Origin of the sequence: Niallia sp. HCP3S3_B10 (genome assembly GCF_052064465.1) — a bacterium.
Classification (GTDB): Bacteria; Bacillota; Bacilli; order Bacillales; family Cytobacillaceae; genus Niallia; species Niallia hominis.
The window spans coordinates 19,909-40,987 of the sequence record NZ_JBQHVO010000050.1 but is presented as its reverse complement, the minus strand read 5'-3'; the positions used below and the strand labels follow the sequence as shown (position 1 = coordinate 40,987).

At 37.7% G+C, this 21,079-nt stretch carries 19 protein-coding genes; 12 read left to right on the top strand and 7 right to left on the bottom strand.

Annotation, left to right across the window (positions count from 1 at the left end; genetic code table 11):
* Positions 1-125: 125 nt before the first annotated feature.
* Both ACTNDN_RS18475 and ACTNDN_RS18470 read right to left on the bottom strand, forming a co-directional pair.
* Complete coding sequence (locus tag ACTNDN_RS18475; RefSeq protein ID WP_441131736.1) at positions 126-1,370, bottom strand: MFS transporter; 1,245 nt, start codon at positions 1,368-1,370, stop codon at positions 126-128.
* 45 nt (positions 1,371-1,415) lie between these two features.
* Positions 1,416-1,871, bottom strand: coding sequence for a CBS domain-containing protein (locus tag ACTNDN_RS18470; protein WP_031538833.1), 456 nt, complete (start codon positions 1,869-1,871; stop codon positions 1,416-1,418).
* A 188-nt stretch (positions 1,872-2,059) separates the two neighbouring features.
* Here ACTNDN_RS18470 and ACTNDN_RS18465 point away from each other — a divergent pair, with 188 nt between their 5' ends.
* The 8 genes from ACTNDN_RS18465 to ACTNDN_RS18430 all read left to right on the top strand — a co-directional run bounded on the left by ACTNDN_RS18465 (position 2,060) and on the right by ACTNDN_RS18430 (position 12,588).
* A complete protein-coding gene (locus ACTNDN_RS18465; RefSeq protein WP_031538834.1) occupies positions 2,060-2,497 on the top strand; it encodes a MarR family winged helix-turn-helix transcriptional regulator in 438 nt (145 codons plus the stop codon).
* A gap of 490 nt (positions 2,498-2,987) precedes the next feature.
* Positions 2,988-4,169, top strand: a complete 1,182-nt coding sequence (locus tag ACTNDN_RS18460; protein WP_441131734.1) for an ROK family transcriptional regulator — start codon at positions 2,988-2,990, stop codon at positions 4,167-4,169.
* A gap of 26 nt (positions 4,170-4,195) precedes the next feature.
* Complete coding sequence (locus ACTNDN_RS18455; RefSeq protein WP_441131733.1) at positions 4,196-5,143, top strand: amidohydrolase family protein; 948 nt, start codon at positions 4,196-4,198, stop codon at positions 5,141-5,143.
* Complete coding sequence (gene argH / locus ACTNDN_RS18450; RefSeq protein ID WP_048716843.1) at positions 5,130-6,611, top strand: argininosuccinate lyase; 1,482 nt, start codon at positions 5,130-5,132, stop codon at positions 6,609-6,611. Before ACTNDN_RS18455 ends, argH begins: the two co-directional genes overlap by 14 nt.
* A 32-nt stretch (positions 6,612-6,643) precedes the next feature.
* Positions 6,644-7,918 (top strand): extracellular solute-binding protein, encoded by a 1,275-nt coding sequence (locus ACTNDN_RS18445; protein ID WP_048716851.1) that lies wholly within the window; start codon positions 6,644-6,646, stop codon positions 7,916-7,918.
* A gap of 60 nt (positions 7,919-7,978) precedes the next feature.
* Positions 7,979-8,896 carry a carbohydrate ABC transporter permease gene (locus tag ACTNDN_RS18440; protein WP_048716840.1) on the top strand — a complete coding sequence of 306 codons (918 nt, stop codon included), beginning with the start codon at positions 7,979-7,981 and terminating at the stop codon, positions 8,894-8,896.
* 20 nt (positions 8,897-8,916) lie between these two features.
* A complete protein-coding gene (locus ACTNDN_RS18435; RefSeq protein WP_031538843.1) occupies positions 8,917-9,735 on the top strand; it encodes a carbohydrate ABC transporter permease in 819 nt (272 codons plus the stop codon).
* 486 nt (positions 9,736-10,221) lie between these two features.
* A complete protein-coding gene (locus ACTNDN_RS18430; protein ID WP_031538844.1) occupies positions 10,222-12,588 on the top strand; it encodes an immune inhibitor A domain-containing protein in 2,367 nt (788 codons plus the stop codon).
* 116 nt (positions 12,589-12,704) lie between these two features.
* Here the strand turns inward: ACTNDN_RS18430 and ACTNDN_RS18425 are convergent, their stop codons facing one another.
* Positions 12,705-14,051 carry an FAD-dependent monooxygenase gene (locus tag ACTNDN_RS18425; RefSeq protein ID WP_441131731.1) on the bottom strand — a complete coding sequence of 449 codons (1,347 nt, stop codon included), beginning with the start codon at positions 14,049-14,051 and terminating at the stop codon, positions 12,705-12,707.
* A 532-nt stretch (positions 14,052-14,583) separates the two neighbouring features.
* Here ACTNDN_RS18425 and ACTNDN_RS18420 point away from each other — a divergent pair.
* Entirely contained in the window at positions 14,584-15,762 is a 1,179-nt protein-coding gene (locus ACTNDN_RS18420; protein ID WP_441131729.1) for a hypothetical protein, read from the top strand.
* A gap of 128 nt (positions 15,763-15,890) precedes the next feature.
* Here ACTNDN_RS18420 and ACTNDN_RS18415 read toward each other — a convergent pair whose 3' ends face one another.
* Positions 15,891-16,088 carry a YwbE family protein gene (locus tag ACTNDN_RS18415; protein ID WP_031538847.1) on the bottom strand — a complete coding sequence of 66 codons (198 nt, stop codon included), beginning with the start codon at positions 16,086-16,088 and terminating at the stop codon, positions 15,891-15,893.
* Positions 16,088-16,300, bottom strand: coding sequence for a hypothetical protein (locus ACTNDN_RS18410; protein ID WP_035416599.1), 213 nt, complete (start codon positions 16,298-16,300; stop codon positions 16,088-16,090). The genes ACTNDN_RS18415 and ACTNDN_RS18410 overlap by 1 nt, the downstream gene beginning before the upstream one ends.
* 150 nt (positions 16,301-16,450) lie before the next feature.
* Here ACTNDN_RS18410 and ACTNDN_RS18405 point away from each other — a divergent pair, with 150 nt between their 5' ends.
* Positions 16,451-18,511, top strand: coding sequence for a hypothetical protein (locus ACTNDN_RS18405; RefSeq protein WP_441131728.1), 2,061 nt, complete (start codon positions 16,451-16,453; stop codon positions 18,509-18,511).
* 31 nt (positions 18,512-18,542) lie between these two features.
* Here ACTNDN_RS18405 and ACTNDN_RS18400 read toward each other — a convergent pair whose 3' ends face one another.
* A complete protein-coding gene (locus tag ACTNDN_RS18400; protein WP_235251960.1) occupies positions 18,543-19,433 on the bottom strand; it encodes an EamA family transporter in 891 nt (296 codons plus the stop codon).
* A 262-nt stretch (positions 19,434-19,695) separates the two neighbouring features.
* The gene (locus ACTNDN_RS18395) at positions 19,696-20,226 is read right to left on the bottom strand and encodes a CDP-alcohol phosphatidyltransferase family protein (RefSeq protein WP_441131726.1); all 531 of its coding nucleotides are present in this window, start codon (positions 20,224-20,226) and stop codon (positions 19,696-19,698) included.
* Positions 20,227-20,386: 160 nt separating this feature from the next.
* Here ACTNDN_RS18395 and ACTNDN_RS18390 point away from each other — a divergent pair, with 160 nt between their 5' ends.
* Positions 20,387-20,668 carry a hypothetical protein gene (locus tag ACTNDN_RS18390; protein ID WP_441131724.1) on the top strand — a complete coding sequence of 94 codons (282 nt, stop codon included), beginning with the start codon at positions 20,387-20,389 and terminating at the stop codon, positions 20,666-20,668.
* A gap of 195 nt (positions 20,669-20,863) precedes the next feature.
* A complete protein-coding gene (locus ACTNDN_RS18385) occupies positions 20,864-21,037 on the top strand; it encodes a hypothetical protein (RefSeq protein WP_441131722.1) in 174 nt (57 codons plus the stop codon).
* Positions 21,038-21,079 lie beyond the last annotated feature (42 nt).

The following is a 21,079-nucleotide window of genomic DNA, read 5'->3' as shown; positions in this document are numbered from 1 at the left end:
ATAACTAATATGAAAAAGTAGCTTTATTTAAGAGCTAAATTAGAGATTGTTCGTCTTTAAAGATTAGTTATTTAGATTTGTCCCAGCCTCTAGAATGATTTCGAATATTCACTAACTATTTAGTGTTAATGTCCAGAACCTAATTCATCTACATGGCTTACATGCTTACTATTAAACCAGATGAATACTACGGAAACTAACACAAATCCTGCTCCTACTAGGAATGGTACAGATGGATTGAAAATTTCCGCTAATTTACCAGCTGTAAAAGGTGCAATGGCACCACCTATAAAGCGTAGAAAACTGTATGCTGCTGAAGCAGTTGAGCGTTCAACAGGAGCTGCATTCATTACAGCAGTTGTAATCAGTGTATTATTGTTACCTAATAAAGCACCAGCTGCAATAACCGCTACGATAATTACCCATTGTGTCGATGTCCAAATCCCCATCGCAACTAACACTACTGCAAACAATGTTAACATGGCACACATAGATTTCACTGTACCGAAGCGCTCTTGTAATTTCGGTGCCATAAAGACAGAAGTTACAGCTAATAAAATTCCCCAGCCCAAGAATACAAAGCCTAATCCATGTTCATCTAAGCCCATAACAAAAGGAGCATAGGCCAACAATGTGAAAAATCCAAAATTATATAATGCAGCAGCAATCCCGAATATAAGCAAGGAACGGTGTTTTAGTGCCCTAAACGGATCTGCTAAAGATGTTTTTGGCTTAACCGTGTTATTCTGTAATGTAGCTTTTGGCATTAAAATTAAAATACCAAAAAAGGCAATAACCATTAAAGCTGCGACACCTAGGAAAGGACCTCTCCAAGACATAGCCCCTAACCAGCCACCTAGAAGAGGCCCAACAGAGATTCCTAGTCCAATAGCAGCTTCATAAAGAATAATTGCTTTTGCAGTACCGCTGTTTGATAGAGATACAATCGCGGCGAGCGCAGTTGCTACAAATAGCGCATTTCCGAGACCCCATCCGCCGCGTAGTCCCACAAGTGTCCAGATACCATTTGAAAGTCCGCCTAAGCAAGAGAAAACAGCAATGATTACTATTCCTAAGATAAGTGTCCACTTAACTCCAAGTCTTGATGAAATCATCCCAGTAATGAGCATTGCTACGGCCATTACCGCATTATAGCTAGTGAAGAGCAGGGTTACTTGACTTTGTGAGGCATCAAGCTTCTCTGCAATCGCTGGAAGGATTGGATCAACGAGACCGAGACCCATAAAGGCGATAATCCCAGCAAAAAATACAGCCCATACTGCTTTCGGCTGTTTTAACAAGCTAGCTTCAGTCCTCGTATTTACATTATTTTTTGTTGAATCTGCTGATACAGATTGTAAAGATGGCATGGATAAATCTCCCCTTTTTCTATTATCCCTTTGGTTCAAAATGTATTAGATTAATTCCTTAAAAGAATTCCGTATTACATCTCCGCGGCTAATAATGCCTGCTAAAATTCCGTTTTTTTCAACGGGCACTTTTTTTATTTGCTTCTTACCTAGTAAAGCCGCAATCACTTCTATTTTTTCATCCCAAGCTACCTTTACAACTTTTTTCTTCGCGATTTTCATTACATTCAAATGCAAGAGACTTTGTAATCTCTGGTTAAAATCTTCATCATCGCCTTTAATTACCACAGCATAATAAATACTGTCGATAATATGATCATCATGTTTACCAATATAGCGCAACACATCTCCATCACTGATGAAACCAACAATTTCATTTCGATCATTGACTATTGGAAGACCGCTAATTTTGTAATCAATAAATTTTTCGATAACAGAACGGACGGTGTCGCTTTCCTTCACTTTATATACTTGGTTTACCATAATATCACGGGCTAGCATTTTCTTTCCCCCTTAGATTTTTAAAAAATAGTTGTATAAGGAAACTATATAATTGTATTATACAACTATATTTCAAAACGTCAATTCTATTTTCAGAAATGGAGCTTCCCCTGTCCATTACAAATCATTAAATAAGTGTGCTATCATATTTTTATAGAAATATTTTGAAACGGTGAGGTAGTTAATCTATGCATGAAGAATCGTTGGAAGAACTAGAGGTTGAATTATCCATTCTGATACGTCGCATTACACACACGTCTTCCCATAAAAAAAATGGTAATCTTGATCGGTCAGCATATCTGTTATTACATGAAATAGTGACAAAAGGGCCAGCTGGTGTTAAAGCGCTAGCAACTGAATTTCAACTAGATGTTTCCACAGTAAGTAGGCAGGCAGCAGCACTGGAACAGAAAGGCTACTTGTTCCGAATTCCAGATGAAACAGATGGCAGAGCCTATACACTCCAGATAACCGATATAGGATTAGAAGAATTTAAAAAAGAAAAACAGTTTAGAAAGAAAAGAGTAGCAGAAGTTACCAATGTTTGGTCAGAAGAAGAACGAGAGACATTTGCAAGGTTGTTAAAAAAATACAATCAGTCTGCGATGAATGTTAATAATACATGAGATAGGGAAGCGGTTTTCATATTGGAGATGAAAGCCGCTTTTAGCATTGTGAGTAATGAAAGCGGCGTTCATTGTGGAAAGGAAAACCAAAATTAGGAATGTGGGAAGTAAAAATGGCGTTCATCCTGGAAATGAAAACCAAAATTAGGATTGAAAGTAGTGAAAAAGGCGTTCATCCCGGAAATGAAAACCACAATTAGGATTGAAAGTAGTGAAAAAGGCGTTCATCCCGGAAATGAAAACCACATCTAGCATTGCATCATGTTGTAAAAGAGGCGTTCACCCCAAAAAGCAACCCCACATTTAGCTTTCCTCATCAGAAAAAAATCGTTCATCCCCATAAAGATACTTCTATAGTTAACTTTTTTTCAAAAAAGTAATAAACCACTATTTGTCCCTCGGAAAATTTACAAACATATTACATTCTAGCGAGTCATAGACTATTCAAGAAGTAAGGAAGGTTTACTAACTGCCATGAATGGAGGAATGGATGAGTATATTGCAATCAGGAACTCCCAACTACTTGAAGACAATTAATAAAAGAAAAGTGCTACAAGAAATTATCGAAGGAGATAATCTTTATTCCAGAGCAAGTTTGGCAAAAAGGTTGAAGCTAAGTAAACCGACTATATCGGCATTGGTAGATGAACTGGTGGAAGAAGGCTGGATAATTGAAAAAGAAAGCAAAAAGGCAGCAAAGAGAGGGGGACGAAAACCGGTTCATTTAGTCTTTGATAAACAATTTAAATATACCATTGGCATTGATATTGGCGGAACCTCGACAGAACTAGCGATTATGGATTTGGATGGTGGCTTGATTCTTCATCGAAAAATCGATACACAGGATGGATTGAAGAAAGATTTTATTCTTTTACTAGTTAATGAAGTAAATGCAATGCTAGAAGACAAAAATATATGTCATACGAAGGTGTTGGCTTTGGCGATTGGTGCGCCGGGAATTACTGATTCGAATCAGGGAATCGTGATGGAAGCACCAAGCTTAGGGTGGCTCCACTATCCATTGAAAAGGGAGATGGCAGAGCATTTTCCTTTCCCGATTTACATTGAAAATGATGTGAATATGGCGGTGTTGGGAGAGTGCTGGAAAGGTGCTGCTAAAGATAAATCCCATGTAGTTTTAATAACGATTGGAACAGGAGTAGGCTGCGGAATTGTAATTAATGGAGAATTATTTCGCGGTGGTCAATATGCAGCTGGAGAAATAGGCTACATGATTACTAATAAAGATCAGGCAAGCCAAGGATTTGAATCGGTGTTTGAGGGCTATGGTTTTCTCGAAAATCAGGTAGGTGGTCCGTCTATTGTGAAACAGTATCAAAGCGGTTCTGCTACAAAGAAGGAGAATGCGGAGAAAATATTTCAAAAGGCAATCGAAGGAGAAGCACTAGCGGCTAAAATCATTAACGAGGCTTTGGATCATCTTGCTGTATCTTTAATAAATGTTGCTGCATTGCTTAATCCTGAATGCATCGTATTAGGGGGAGGGATTTCCAAATCAGGCCATTGGTTTTTGCCAAAACTACAAGCGAGAATCGAGCATTATCTGCCTGAACAAAGTAGAACAACGGTAATGCTAACAAAGCTGCCATATGCTTCCTTGCTTGGCGCAACCGTTCTTTGTATGAAAAAACATGCATTATTGTCTAGTTGAAAAAATAGATTAGAAGGGAGATATACATGCTCTTTCATAATGCTTTTAAAGTGGTTGATATTCATGGGCATTTACCTGCGAAAAAAGGCAGTAGTTTTATTAAAAGATCCAAAACGGGGGATGCCTATAATGCAGAAAGATCAGAAAGAATGAGGTTAACTTGGGATTTTCCCCATCCTTCAGAGGAAACAGACGAGCAAAAAGCAATCCCGCTCATGGATCGATGGCTAGCAGAGCTCGATACATATGGTGTAGAAGTCATGAACTTTCTTACGGCAGAAGACAATGATGATATGGCTGCGAAAATTAGCGAGCATTCAGACCGATTTATCGGGTTTGCTCATCATTCTATCGAAAGTAGCGATGCTCTGCCCGAGCTAAAAAGAGCGATTGAACAATTAGGATTAAAAGGCTATAAAATGTTTGGGCCCCTTGTGAATAGACCGTTGCATGATGAAGCCTTAATGCCAGTTTGGCAATATTTATCAGATAACCAACTGCCAGTTTTAATTCATTTTGGATTGTTAGGCAGAGCTGGTGGAATAGTGGAACATCAAAATATGTCTCCCCTTGCGATTTTTCAAGTAGCAAGAGAATTCCCAGATCTTCCAATCATTATTCCTCATTTTGGTGCAGGCTACTTCAAAGATCTGTTACATTTATGCTGGAGCTGCCCAAATGTTTATGTCGATACATCTGGCTCTAATCAGTGGGTAAGATGGATGCCATATCCATTAGATTTAGAGACGCTCTTTCGAAAAACATTTGAATTGATTGGACCAGAAAGAATTATATTTGGCACAGATTCCAATGGCTTTCCGAGAGGCTTTTCCTATCGATATTTACAAGATCAGGTAAGAGTATGCAGAGAAATTAATATGAGAGAGGATGATATGGAGAATATCTTTGGGAACAATGCACGCCGTTTACTCAATTTAGAGATGGGAGTGAAGCAGCTGAATGCCAGACAGTAGATCACATATATATGTAAATCATATCCTAGAACCTACCTACGATTTTACCAAGCAACATTTCCTTCCCTACTTATTAGAAATTAATATCGCACATGCTACCATGTTAGCCCGCCAAAAAATCTTAAAAATCGCAGATACCGAAAAAATCATTAAAGCGAATCAAGGCATATTAGCGAAAGGCTATGGAAAGAATTATGATCCTATCTTTGAAGACTTATTTTTTATGATAGAAGAAGATTTAAAACAAGAAATCGGCGAAGAGCTTGTAGGGAATATGCATATTGCCTTCAGTCGAAACGATATGGATGCTACCATGTACAGGATGTTAGCTCGTGAAAAGCTTTTGCATTTTCTCACCGTGCTTATCGAATTAAAAAAGGTATTGCTGGGTCTTGCAAAAGAACATGAACGAACGATTATGCCAGCCTATACACATAATCAGCAAGCACAGCCGACTACTTTGGCCCATTATCTTTTAGCCATAGATAGTAGCTTAGAGAGAGATCTGGAGAGAGGCTTTTCTCTTTTAAAAAGAATAAATCAGTCGCCAATGGGTGCTGCTGCTCTAGGTACTTCTGGCTTTCCAATTGACCGTCCTTTTATGGCAACACAATTAGCTTTTGATAAAGCGATGGAAAATTCCTATGATTCGATTAGTGCCGCAGATTATATGCTTGAAATAGCTAGTGTAATCAAAATTGCCTTAAGCACCTTGTCCCGCTTTACACATGATCTTATGTTTTTTACGACAAATGAAGTAGATGCAATCAGGCTAGATGAAAGCTTAGTGCAAACATCAAGCATCATGCCTCAAAAACGAAATCCATCATCCTTAGAACATACCAAATCCCTTATTAGTAGAACAATTGGAGAAATAAACGCCGTATTTATGATGCCACATAATGCACCTTTTGGGGACATTGTCGATATCGGGGATGACATTCAACCTATTCTTATTAATGGCTTTTCTCATTCTTATCAAATCATCGAATTATTGACAGAAATTCTTAAATCTATGGAGGTGAATGTAGATAAGCTCTTTACCCGTTGCTGTGAAGGCTTTTCCACCGTCACGGAATTAGCAGATGTGCTTGTAAGAGAATGCCATTTATCCTTCCGTGATTCTCATCAAATTGCCAGTGTTTTAGTCCAACAATTATCTAGCTCTGGGAAAAAAATAAATGATGGCTCTGCTGAATTGGTTAAACAAATTGCCAAGGAAATATTGGGTACACCACTTGTTTTTACAGAAGCACATTATAAAAATGCGATTGATCCCTATCAATTTGTCCTTGTTCGCTCCGTACTAGGAGGTCCTAATCCGAAAGAAACAGAGAGGCAGCGGATACGCTCCACTCAACATGTAGAGGCTTTTTCTAAAGAAGTAGAAACATATAGACAGAAATTTACTTCTTATAAACAGCTACTACACCATAACAGCTACAACGTGTTAAGTAATAATAAATAACTTGTTTAATAGGAGGGGTTCTATTGAAAAAAATGTTAGGTGTTTTTCTTTTTCTCATAGTGTTAATGGTAGTTGTTGGCTGTTCAAAAGGAAAGGAATCTGGGGGAGAAGAAGGGGATACAGTAACCATTGAATACTGGCAATATGCCTATAAGGCTAAAGTTGATTTAATGGATGAGCTTATTAAAGAATTTGAAGAAGCAAATCCAGGTATCAAAGTAAAGCAAACAACCTTCCCTTATGAGCAATACAATGAAAAAGTGGCTACATTAGTTCCAGCTGGAAGAGGTCCAGATGTCATTAATTTATATTATGGCTGGCTTCCGAAATACATTGATTCAGGTTATTTACAGCCTCTTCCGGAAGATACATTCCCGGTAGATCAAATTGAAAGTGAATACTTCTCCTTAGTAAATGCAGCGAAATTGGATGATAAGTATTGGGCAATTCCAACGGCTGTTCGTACACTGGCGCTTTTTTATAACAAAGATCTTTTCGAAAAAGCAGGCTTAGATTCGAACAGTCCACCAGAAACATGGGATGAATTAGTAGATTATGCGAAAAAGCTGACAGTCAGAGAAAATGGAAAGTTAGTAACAGAAGGGATGGCATACGAAATAGGAGCTCAGTTGAACAACTGGTTTTATGATGCCTTAGTTTATCAGGCTGGTGGTCAAGGATTAAGTGAGGATCGGAAGCAAATTCTTTGGGATGATACTCCTGCCGGGTTAGAAGCATTTACGTATTTAGTGGAATTTGGATCCAAGCATAAGGTTGGGGAAAGCGGGTTTTATACAGATGATGTAACAGCATTTAAAACAGGCAATGCAGCGATGAATATTGATGGCTCCTTCCGTCTGGGAACATTGGCTACAGATGCACCTGATTTAAATTATGGAGTTGCGCCACTGCCATCCTATAAAGAGAAAGCAACCCAATCATCATTCTGGGCAAATGGCATTACTGCAAAAGTAGAAGGGGAAAAATTAGAAGCATCGAAAAAATTCTTAGCGTTTTTAACAAGTGATGAAGTGATGGAACGCTGGATTGATGAGGTAGGGGAACTGCCAGCAAAAGAAGCGGTAGCAACACAAGATAAATACGTAAATGATCCGCTATATGGTCCATTTATTGAACAGCTTCCTTATGCGAATGCACAATTCTATGTCGACGAAACCGCGCAGAGACAGTATGTTATTGATGCGGTGAATGAAGTATTGCTAAATGGGGTTTCTATTGAGGATGCTTATAATGAATTTGCGGCTAAATCACAGAAGCTTTACGATGACTATTGGAGTAAAAAGTAAATCTGATGGGATAAAGAAAGGCGAATTTCGTCTTTCTTTATTCAGAAAGGAGGGGGCTCCATGACTAGTAAGAACGATTCTATTGTCAAAAAAAAGACTGCTAGATTCACGTTAAAACAGCAAAAATATATATTTGTGTATACTTGCTTGCTTATTCCTCTTCTCTTTTTTATTTCGATTCGATTTTTGCCAACACTTTATACCTTTAATATAGGATTCCGGGAATGGGATATTCTTTCGGAGGAAAAACCATTTGTTGGAATGGATAATTATATGACTCTTTTTAAAGATGAAATTTTTCGAAAAGCACTAGTAAATACGTTCATCTATGTTGTATTTGGTGTCATTGGGCAGTTGCTGTGCGGGATAGGGGTAGCTTTACTGCTGCAAAGAATCAATAAATTTGTCGGTGTGTTCCGAGCGATATACTTTATTCCTTATGTGACAAGCATTGTTGCCGTAAGCTGGGTTTTCAAATGGATTCTAATGAACAACGGGATTGTGAATGATATCCTGATGAAATGGGGCTTTGAGGCCCAGCTTTTTCTAAAATCACCGGATCAGGCGATTTATATTATTATCTTAACAATGATATGGCAAGGCTTAGGCTTCCAGATGATTATCTTCTTAGCTGGCCTTGAAAATATTCCGAAAATGTTCTATGAAGCAGCAGAAATAGATGGGGCGAATAGCTGGAATAAATTTATTCATATTACTTTACCCTTATTAAATCCGACAATCGTATTTTCCGCTGTCATTGGAAGTATTAGCTTCTTACAAACCTTTACACAGGTCCAAAATATGACACAGGGTGGACCACTGAATTCAACGATATCGGTTGTGCTTTATATTTACGAATTAGCATTCCAGCACTTTGATATGGGCCTAGCTTCTGCTGCAACCGTTCTGTTATTTATTATTATTTTAATCATAACCATTATTCAAATGAAGGTATTAACGAAGAAATTTGAATACTAGAAAGGTGTGGGGGTGAAGACTTGAAAAAAAGAAGGTACTTTAAAAAATCGATTGTCTATATTCTACTAACCGTGGGTGCAATTTTTATGTTGTTTCCATTTATTTGGATGGTATCAACGTCCTTTAAACCGCCATCTGAAGTATATGGACTAAAGCTGCTTGCTGACCATCCTACTTTAGACAATTATCGAAAAATCATGGTAGATACGCTATTTAATAAATGGTTTTTTAATAGTTTTATCGTTGCAATTATTACTACCTTAAGTGTTGCTTTATTTGACACTCTTGTTGGCTATGTTATCGCTAAATTTTCGTTTGTTGGGAAAAATATTATCTTTTTATTCATCCTAAGCTCTCTTATGATTCCGACCGAAATGCTAATTATTCCTTGGTATATCATGTCTACCGATTTAGGCTGGGTCGATACTTACTGGGGAATTATGTTTCCAGGCGTCATATCAGCTTTTGGCATTTTTCTGATGAAGCAGTTTATGGAATCTATCCCAGATGATTTGCTTGATGCAGCAAGAATCGATGGATTAAATGAATTCAAGATTTTCTTTCAAATCGCCATCCCACAGGTTTATCCAGCCTTATCAGCACTTTGTATTTTCACTTTCCTAGGAAACTGGAATGCCTATCTATGGCCCCTTATCGTCATCGAAACAGAAGAAATGCGAACACTGCCAGTCGGACTTGCCTTTTTCTCTGGCGAAAACCAAACCTATTGGGAAATCGTCATGGCAGGCGCAACGATAGCCGTCGTTCCACTCATCATCGTCTTCTTGATCTTCCAACGCCATATTATAAAGGGAATTACGCTGACGGGGTTGAAGTGAGGTTGGTTGGGACATGGGGTCAGGTTCCTTGTCCCACGCTGGTATCGAGGAGGGGAATGACGATTGAGAAGAAAAACGTAAACGACTCGAGTTTACGTTTTTTTTAGGTTATAGCAAGTTTTCTTTCCTGTACAAAATTCACACCCCCTTCAACAATAACTTCTTTATCACTATAGTAACTCCTCTTCACATTAATATTTTCATATAGTTTGAGACACAAAATAAGTTTACCCGTTAGAAAAGAAATAGTCTAATTTATGAATGGAATGAACTTATTTAAGGATAGTCTCTAAGAAAATGAATGGAAAACAATCAATCTAGTAAGGAAGTTGGAATGTTTATAGGTAATCAAAAGAGAAAATTTTAAAAACAGAAAATTTTCTGATATAAAAGTACTATTTTAAAAAAATAAAAAGGATAATTGAATATTAATTTAGAATATTGAATCTTGTAATAATTACATACTTGCTAGAGGGGGATTTATTAGTGGTTAAGAAGAAGCTTAAAAAAACAGCATTGGCAGCGGTACTTGGAATAAGTACCCTCTCACTAGGATTATATGGGCCTCCTGAGAAGGCTGCTGCAGAAGCAGTTTATAAGGAAGTTGCCTCCAATTATGGAGGGGCCCCGATTGATTTAGGCATTGCTAATGATGAGCGAATCATTGAGATGCTGAAAAAAGAAGGAAAATTAGCAAAAAATGCAAGCCAAAATGAAGCAGAAGAAGCTCTGCAAAAATATTTAAAGGGTAAAGCGGAAGGGGTCAAAAAGGAAACAAAGGATAAATTGCCAAAAGCCTTAGCTGAATTAGAAACAAAGGGCGAAAAAGAAGCATCTACTAGTCTTCAAAAAGGCAAGGGAAATAAATTAGGGCAGGCAAAGAAAAATAAGGTTGATTCAGTAGAAGAAGAAGCATATAACGGGGAAGTTCGTGAAGATAAAGTGCTTGTTTTAGCAATAGATTTCCCGGATTATGAAAAAAGCTCAATTACCAAAGAGGAAACAGATATGTTCTATGAAGACTACACACATGACCATTTCCAAAATATGATTTTTGGAGAAGATGGCTATGAAGGTCCGAATGGCGAAAACCTTGTCTCGATGAAACAATTTTATGAAGAGCAATCTGGCGGAAGCTATACGGTAGAAGGGGAAGTTGCTGGCTGGTATACAGCTGATCATGAAGCAGCTTATTATGGAGGGAATTATCCTGGACCAGATGATAGTGATGCACGTCCTCGTGAGCTAGTATATGAAGCATTAACAAAGGCTGGACAAGACCCTAATGTAAATTTAAGCGAATACGATGTATGGGATCGTGATGATTATGATGGTGATGGTGTTTATAATGAGCCAGATGGTATCATCGATCATTTAATGGTTATCCATGCAGGTGTTGGTGAAGAAGCAGGTGGTGGTGCATTGGGAGGAGATGCTATTTGGTCCCATCGCTGGAATCTAGGAAACCTAGTTGCTGTACCTGGTGGAACTTCTAATAGTGATCGTTTTGGTGGTTTACTTGGTGCGTATGACTATACAATTGAACCCGAAGATGGAGCAGCTGGTGTATTTGCTCATGAATTCGGCCATGATTTAGGTTTGCCTGACGAGTATGATACGCAATATAGTGGTGGCGGTGAAGCAGTAGCTTATTGGTCGATTATGGCAAGTGGAAGCTGGGCTGGTGATGTTCCTGGAACAGAACCAAGTGGATTCAGTGCTTATGCAAAGGAATATTTGCAAGGAGCACATGGAGGTAATTGGTTAAGTGGTCCAACCTTAAATGTGGAAGATATTACAAGCAAAGGAACAGAGCTTTTATTAGACGAAGCAGTAACAAAAGGAACAAATAATGATGCTGTTCGTATTAATCTTCCGGATAAAACAACCGATGTAAACATACCAGCAAGTGGTCAATATGAGTATTTTGGTGGCAGTGGAAATAATTTGGATAATTCCATGAAAACTACATTAGACCTAACGAATGCAACAAGTGCAGAGTTAACGTTTAAAACTTGGTATGATATTGAAGCAGATTGGGATTATGCATCTGTAAAAGTAAATGGAACGTCCATTAAAGGGAACATTACAACAACGGAAAATCCAAATGCTCAAAACCCAGGTAATGGTATTACAGGAAGCACAAATGGAGAATGGGTGGATGCATCCTTTGATTTAAGCGCATATGCTGGACAAAAGGTGGAAGTAGAATTTAATTATTGGACAGACGTAGCTGTAGCTAATTCTGGATTCTATGTAGATGATATTAAGGTAACAGTTGATGGTGCAGAAGTAGTAATAGATGATGCAGAAGGTGACTCTGTCTTTACTTTGGATGGATTTAAGAAGGATGAAGGTAAATTCTATTCTAAACATTATTATCTATTAGAATGGAGATCCCACAATGGAGTAGATGCAGGCCTTTCTCATATTCGCCGCGGTGCTAGCTTAATGAGCTACGATCCAGGTCTTGTTGTTTGGTACGTAGATGAAGCATATGGAGATAACTGGACAGGAATTCATCCTGGAGATGGTTATTTAGGAGTAGTCGATGCTGATCAGCATACTAATTACTGGAGTGATGGAGTGGTTGGAACTACACGTTATCAATTAAACGATGCAGCCTTTAGCTTAGGTAAATCAAGCAAAATGCTTTTAGATTATTCCGCTATTAATGGCACAACATTGAAAGATAACTTTACAAAGAGAACTCCACTCTTTGATGACAGCGCAGATTACAGCAATCCAGGAAACCTAGAAGCAGGGCGTAACATCCCTACTACTGGATTGAAAATTCGCGTAGTTGGCGAAAGCAATGACGGTACGGTAGGTAAGATTTTATTATTTAAATAGTAGGACAAGGGGGCAGGTTCCTTGTTCCAGCTCTAAATAAGTAGAGTAAAGAAGCAAAGGCTAGTTCTTTTGCTTCTTTATTAATTTGGAGGGAAACAGGGGAACGATTCTTCATCCTATTTCACAAAAATGCGCCTTAATCTTAATACACTACCTAAAATCCGTGGCTTCATTAAGAAGCTAATGGGTTCTACTAAATTCATGACTTTTATAAAATGATCATAGATATCCCGTTTTTCCGTAGACAATAGGTAAATTTGCTTGGCATACCATTGTTGAATCTTTAACTCTATTGGTTTCTTTCCTATGATATCGGGATAGCGGAAATCCTCGGTAATAACCATCTTCCAAATCGGGGCAATAATCTTTGCAACTTTATTATGAAAAGCGGTAATGGTTTCCTGCAAGGAACCCTTCTGCTCTTGAAGTATTTTCTGCAGCGCCAGTGCTTCTAATACAGCAATACTCATCCCCTGACCAAAGACAGGATCAATTCTGCAAATCGTATCCCCCATTAGCAAAAGCCCACTTGGAAATGCTTTTACCTTGTCTATTCGTTTCCACTTAATCTGTGGAACCCGGTAAATAGAGGGCTTAGTTAAGGGTGTTGCATGGAGCAGCTCATGATAGATATCTAGTTTAGGTAATTTTTTTGCAAGCTCTAAAAATCCATCATCTTTTTTTATAATTTCTTTTTCGGAAATAGCGTTAAGATAGCCGATCATCGTAACAATATATTGATCACCTTCTACTTTTGAAATCGTTCCGCCCACTTTTTCCTGGGGAGGATTAGGATAGATTAATTTTATTTTCCAGTCTCTCTTGGGATTTTCAGGAAGATTGAATTTTTGACTTACATACGTTAAACCGATTTCTACTTTTTCTTGGGGAATTGTGATTCCTTTTTTATGCAGCCAAGTGGATGTTAAGCTGGTTGCACCACTAGTATCCACAATGAGATCAGCATAGATTTGTTCGGTTTTTTTGTTTGGTAATTGTATTTCAACTCCATTGATTCTGTACTCGTCTGTTTGATATAAAAAGTTTTTAACAGTTACTTGGTATTTGGATGTAATATTAGGAATCTGCTCTATGTATTGCTCAATATGGTATTCAAGATGTGGGCGAGTTTGGAGGGTCGTTGTATATCCTCCGTCATAACGTAGCTTCCATCCGCCATGATGATACCATGATAAATCCATTGTGGAATTAATCTTGATAGCACCACTGCTGTAGAATTTTTCTGTAATACCCGGAAAAAGTTCCTCCATTCCATATTGTCCAGCGTGAAGAAGGGCATGCAGATGTTCTCCCTGTCTTGCACCTTTTCGTGGTGTTGGATCCATACTTTTTTGGTCCTTTTCTAGGATAATTACCTCTTTAAATTTGTCTGATAACACTCTGGCTGCAAGCTTCCCAGCAATGCCTCCTCCGATGATAATTGCCTTGTTTGTCTCTGTCATCCACATTTCCTTCTTTCTATCTGATTTCAGCATATGTAATGCTTCTTTTATCGGATTCCAATCTTCTAGTAAATTGAGAGCAGTCATCATTCTATTAAACGATAACATTGCTTTTATGAAATAGAAGCAAGCAGAAGGACGGTTCCTTCTTTAATTAAAAGAACAACTAGTTAAAAACGAGGCCACTGAAAAAGTGAATTACCTGGTGAATCGGTAGTTACCAAACCTTTCTAACTTAGTGTAGGTTTTTGTTTTCCGAGGCTTACCGCTCGCTTTCCACGGGGCGAGCGCCGAGCCGCTTCGTCGCTACGCTCCTGCAGGGTCTCGGACTTTCTCGCATCTCCCGTAGGAGTCGAGCGGACGCCTCTCCAAACCAACTTATTATTCGCTTTCAAATAAATAAAACCTCATTTTATTTGGAGAACTAGACTTTTCAGTGCCCTCGTTAAAAACAAATGTGTTTTTTCAACTTTCTTCCATATATGATAGACTAATAGCAGTACAAAAGATATAGAAAGTAGTGAGGGGAACAGTGAAAAAGATTTTAATCATTATGAATATAGTAGTATTAACGGTGCTGCTAACGTTAGTTATATTGTGGAAGCTTGATGTTATATATCTGAATATTTCTGCACCAGTAGAAAAGAGTAAGGAGATTTTAGGTAAAGATGAAGTGTCCTTATTACTAGAGCTAGAGTATCCGAAGCTTGGGGAGGATATACAAGTAGCCTATTCTTTGTATGGTGAACCAATATATGAATCAAATGGTCAGAAGGATTTTTTGCTGTTAAAGGAAGAAAGAGAAACGATATACATAAACTATGACCAGAAAGAAAAAATAGAAGCTATGAATTTTTATATAGATGGAGCGAAGGAGGAAATTCGTAGTTTGGGAGAGAAACTACTTCCGACAGACAGCTCATTTTTAGATGAAGATCATGAGGAAAAAGAGAGAAAAAACGATGCCCTCCATTATACAACAACCGATTATAAAGAAATCTATTACTATCGTTTAACAGAGGAACAAGGCTATGCGATGATTATGATATCAAATAGTATTACGGACTTTTTTGGGGAAGAAGAAGAGGGAGAGTTTCCAAATTATCATGTTGTAGTTTCTAAAATCACAGGATTTGATTTATATGGTGTAAATGATTGGGATGAGGGACCGTTAGAGGAAGTAAAGGAAGAGGATCATTATGATGACGTTTTGGAATCTAGTGAATCTGAAGCGGGCGAATTAGATTCTGCAGAAGCAGTTGAATTAGATCAATCTGCTGCATTGTTAAATAATGAAAAGATAAGGCATTCGGACTTTTTGCCAAATGCAAAAAATGGAATGATTGCAGGTATTGATATATCCCTACATGATCCAATTGGTTCTCTTATAGAAGATCAAATTGGACAGCCTGACTGGAGAGTATCAACAGAAGGAGGCTATCTTATCTATTATGATGATTATCAAGCTGGATTTGGCGTTCCTTATGATTATGAAGAGTATTCAGATTCTCCAATAAATTCCTATTACCTTCCCATTTTCCTAACGGGGGATGAAATTATCGAATACTTAGGAAAACCAACTAGTCAGGATTATAGTGAAGTAAGTAGTGGATATTACCTATATTATGATTTAGGAGAATATAAATTGTTTTTTGAGAAAAATACAGATGAACCAGCTGAACGGTATTACTCGGTTGAATTGAGAGATTAATTTCTTACAGGACAAGAAAAAGAGATATTTTCTCATCATTAATTCTGCAAGTAAGCTAAAAAGGTTAAGCCCCATAAAAGAAAAAGGACAATCACGTTATAAAAATCTTAAAACGTGATTGTTCTTTTTTATCCCTTTTTAATCAACTGCACTCGTCCTACTTGTCCATCTTCTAAACGAACTTTAATTCCATGTGGATGGGAGGCTGACTTTGTTAATATATCTTTTACAATGCCTGCTGTTCGCTTCCCGGTTCTTTGGTCTTGTTTTAGGACAATTTCAACGTGAACGCCTGGAGTGATGTCTTTTCTATTTTGCCCGTTCATTACACACCCATGCGTTTTCTTTGATTATTTGGTTTTTTCGTTAGCTGGCTTTTCATTTTCTTCGTTTTCTGATTGCCGCTCAAGCTTGCTTTTTCGCCTTGTCCTTGCTGCATTTTATTTGCTAACTGTTGCTTCATTGCTTCTTGTAAGCTAATTTTCTTTTTTCCTTCTTGCTCATTTGTCTGCTTATCGTTCACGGAAGTTTCCTCCATTATTATTGAAATAAGGTTCCTCTCCCCATCATAACAAAGGACGGGATATACTTCAATCAGGTGAGTGGGACAAGGAACCTGACCCCTTGTCCCCTCATATCCCCTCCTTTTTCTGAATAGGATGTAAGAGAACTGAAATGGATGGTGGTAATGATGAATCTGCCGTTAATTTTGTCTGGCCCAATGGTGCGCAGAGTGGAGGAAACTTGCGCCTATCTGTGGATTGCATTAAGTGAGAAATATCGATTAAACGCAAATCTTTATGCCATTCAACGCAATCAAGAGACAGAAGAATATGATTATCAGCCAATTGCAAGTAAAGCTGATACACAAATTGTTCGGTTAGGGAAACATTTATATATCTATTTGATTAAAATCCAGCCACAATCAGAAAGGTTTCCCACTCAAACCTTGATAGGATACAATATGGAATTTAAAAAAGGTATCGATACGTATGATTTAAGTGATTTCGAATTATTATCCCCCAATAATCCAGCATCTATTTGCTATGGAACCCTACACTATCCCACATTTTTTATTCCAGAAACAGATGAACGAAATATATTATATGGATCCTGTCGCAAGCTGCATGGAATTGGAGAAGATGCATTATGTTTGGGGGATGAAAAACTGCAGGAGTCCTATTTTCATTTGGAGAAAAGGCCAAGTGCTCTTTTTCTAACAGGCGATCAAATATATGCAGATGATGTCCCAGCGCCAATAGCGCCCTTTTTATCCTTATTGGGTAAGCAGCTAATAGGGAAGGAAGAACCATGGAGGGAATTATGTAAGGACCTTAAAAACAAAGCACTCCAAACAGCCATCAATCAAATAAATGGGAGACAAGAAATTATCAATAAATACTGCCAATTTACTTCGCGAAATGCTGCAAATCACCTTTTGGCACTTGGAGAGTATGCAGCTATGTACGTCATGAGCTGGAATCCTGAAATTTGGGAGCTGGCAAGAAGGAAGGAGTATCTAAAGGGATTTGATGACTATTTAAAAGATAATCAGATTTATCTGGAAGGAGAGAAAGCGAAGGATAAAATAAATGAAAGAAAAATAAGTACATTAAAAAAAGAATACACTGAACAGCAAAAGGAAGCGGAAATGTTCCAGCAATGTCTGCCAAATGTACGTCGTTTATTGGCGAATATCCCTACTTATATGATATTTGATGATCATGATGTAACAGATGACTGGAATATTACAAAGGAATGGCAGGAAAAAGTGGCTAGTTCACCGCTCGGAAATCATGTTATTGTCAATGCTTTAACTGCCTATTGGGCTTTTCAAGGCTGGGGAAATGATCCGGCTGCTTTTCCAGAGTCATTCATTCCAAAAATAAGTAATTATACGAAAAAGCTAAAAGCGAATACACCAGCATATGAAGAGTGGCTATACACACTATTATCCTTTCGTGGTTGGAGCTATGTTACACCAACCAATCCACGAAGCCTTGTATTAGATACCAGAACCCAACGTGCCTATCCAGCGGAACAAACTTATGTTGTCGGAAATGTGCTTAAACAGCGGACAAATGGACCAAATTTAATTCGCAAAAATGAATGGAGGCATTTATCGGATTTATTATTTGCGAGCGGCTGGCATTCTCATACGCCATTAGTAATTATTTCTGCTACTCCATTATACGGCGTTCATATGATTGAATCTTTTTTGAAAAATTATGTAATGCCACTTACTAATATTCTACCATCACTGCAAAGGAGTTTAGATTTGGAATGGTGGAAATTCAACGGAAGAGGATTTTCCTTTTTCCATCAACAAATAGCAGAATGGAATCCAAGTCACTGTATTATCTTATCCGGAGATGCTCATATGGCCTCTTCCATTCAAGCGGAGGTGTATTTTCAACATGAAGAAACGCGTACTATTTATCAATTTACAAGTAGCCCAATAAAAAATCAGTCTTTTGATGGGGTATCAGGAATTGCTTTAAAAAGTCTGCTCCTGCTTAGACATAGTCGAGCAAAGGAGGAGAAGAAGCTGTCGCGCTATTGCGGACATGATTATGTCATTCATGAAAAGGAAGCAACTTCTGCATATCTATGGAAAGAAATAATCTCCCATCATGTTTTGCCGAATGGTTCGATGATTGATACGAAAAATAATTTAGGGTGGTTGGCTTTTCATAAAGAAGGCTTTACCCATCGTTTTTTACAGAAAACAAAGGGACGGTTCTTGTAATCTCACAAGAACCGTCTCTCCATATAGTATGTTAATATTCTACCAACATTTTAGCCTTTGAAAGCTGAACATTACTAAATGCAATTCCCCCTAATATTAGTGCCACACCAATCCATTGTGATATGTTGACAGGTTCTCCCAAAACTAGCGCAGACATGGAGACAGCTACTGGAAGCTCTGATGCTGTTAAGATGGTGCCAAGTCCTGGTCCGATTTTTGGCATTCCAATGGAATAAAGAAGAGGCGGGAGAACTGCTCCAAAAAGTCCGAGCAGTAATCCATATGGTGCTACCCCTATTAAAGTAGGCAGATCAACTAAGTAAACAGGTGGAAACACTAGAAAAACAACGATTACACCACCAGCGGAAAGAAGACCACTCTTTAGTAAGGGAGAGGTGTTTTTCCCGACTGATCCACTAAGAAAAATGAATGTAGCAAATGTGAATGCAGAGAGTAATCCCCATCCAGCACCTTGCCAGGAAATATTCCTTCCTCCTTCTAAAGAAATACCTCCTGCAAGGACAGAGCCAAACAGGAGAATGATTATTGCTATTACCTTCTCTTTTGTAGGCTTTTTCTTATAAATAATTTGTTCAAAAAGCGTGCCAACCCATACAAACTGAAACAGGAGAATAATTGCAAATGATGCATTTATTGTTTGCAATGCTTGATAATAAAAGATTCCCGTCAAACCAAACGGAATGCCGGATAATAGTAGTTTGATAGCTTGAATACGGGTGATTTTATCCTTTTTTGTAAACAAAACAAGTATCCAAGTAATGAAGGTTCCAAATAAATATTGTGCTCCTGTGACTTCAGCCACTGTAAATCCAGCTGCGTATGCGAATTTAACAAATGTCGATAATATTCCATAACAGCAGCCACCTAAAAAAACGATTAAAGCATATTGCCATTTTTTCAAAATTGTTTTCTCCTCCCTTTGAACACATAAAAAAGCCACACAAATGTCTTCTGACAATTGTGTGGCGAAAATAGAGTTCCCTCTAGAAAAATCCACAACCTACGTTTTATTATTACATTCCTCATTAATTATAAAAACAAGTCTGCTAGTTGTCAAAGGAATAAAAAGGGAAGGAGAGGGAAGGTTCTAGCGAGACATTTTGCTTTTTGGAGTAATGTTTAGTCTTGACAATTGAATAGGAGAACCGTCTCCCTTCATTTAATCAATCTAGTAAAAAAATACTCTTCCTATCTCTTGAACCTTCTTTTAATAAGAATTGTAAAAGTAACTCCTCCATTGCTGACAATAGAGCTATTGCTAAAAGTATATATAGAAAAAAACTAGGTTGTACTAACAAAAATGGAAGATAGAAAAATAAGGAAATACCAGTTAGTTTATTTCCATACGTATGAATAGAAGCAAATGTGTGAAATTTATAATAGCCTATAACCATTGTACAGATTTTTATCCATCCAATAAGGATTATTATACTCCATATCCACATAGGAAGGATAATAGATGGAAGGATAATAATAGCAACAATGGCTACTAGTGTCATATCTGCAACCGAATCTAAAACTTCCCCTTGTTTACTTGTGACTTGAAATTTACGTGCAAGAAAACCATCGAACATATCGCTAATGCCACAGATAAAATAAATAATCCAAAATCCCAATCCGCTATGGAAATATAATAAAATCAATGATAAAAGGATTCTAATGCCAGAAATTATATTTGGTATAAGACGTACCACACAACCAACCTCCATCCTGTAAGAAGTATATCGCTTTTTGTTCAAATCGTGTGTTACATATAAGAATTATGAAATATATGTGAAATAGTATGCAAAGTTAAGCGCTTTACTAATATCTAGAGTAAGATATAGCTATAAAAGAAAAGGAGGGAAAAACGACATGCATACCAATAAGCAAATACTTTCCGCTATCGACAGTTTTGATAAAAATGCTCTAGTACATTCCATTCAGGAGACAGCCTTTGATCCAACAGGGCAGTATCATTCAAATGCGATTACTATCCAAGTACAGCTAAATCCTCATCAATATGCAAATCTAATAACTTACGGCTACTCTGGGAAATTGCATAATGTTTATTTTACGATAAGATCCAATAATCACGCTGATTTTTATGCAAAATCAACAGAAGACATCCATCACCTTCTAGAAGTAATAAGCTAATAAGAAGTCAATAATATAGATTGTTCAGTAGGGTGGGAGATTTATAATCCATTCCTTTGGTGTACTTACACCATGGGCTTGTTTGGGGGAATCATGTCTCTATTAGACCGAAAAGAATATCTATTATTAAATGAAACTAATGGCAAACCAAAAGCGTATATATATATATACTAAGATGATTTCGGAGGTGTTACAATGATATTCTTATTGTTATTTGCACCAATAGCCATAGTGGTAGGGTTAGTGTTATATTTCGAAAAGAAATCTGGCATGACGACCCCTGATGAAAACAAACAAGCAGAAAAATTAGGAGAAGTTATTCATTACAATCGCGTTAATTCCAATGGCGGATCAGGAGGAATAGGCTAATTGAATGAAGGAGAAAGATGGGACAAGGGGACAGTCCCCTTG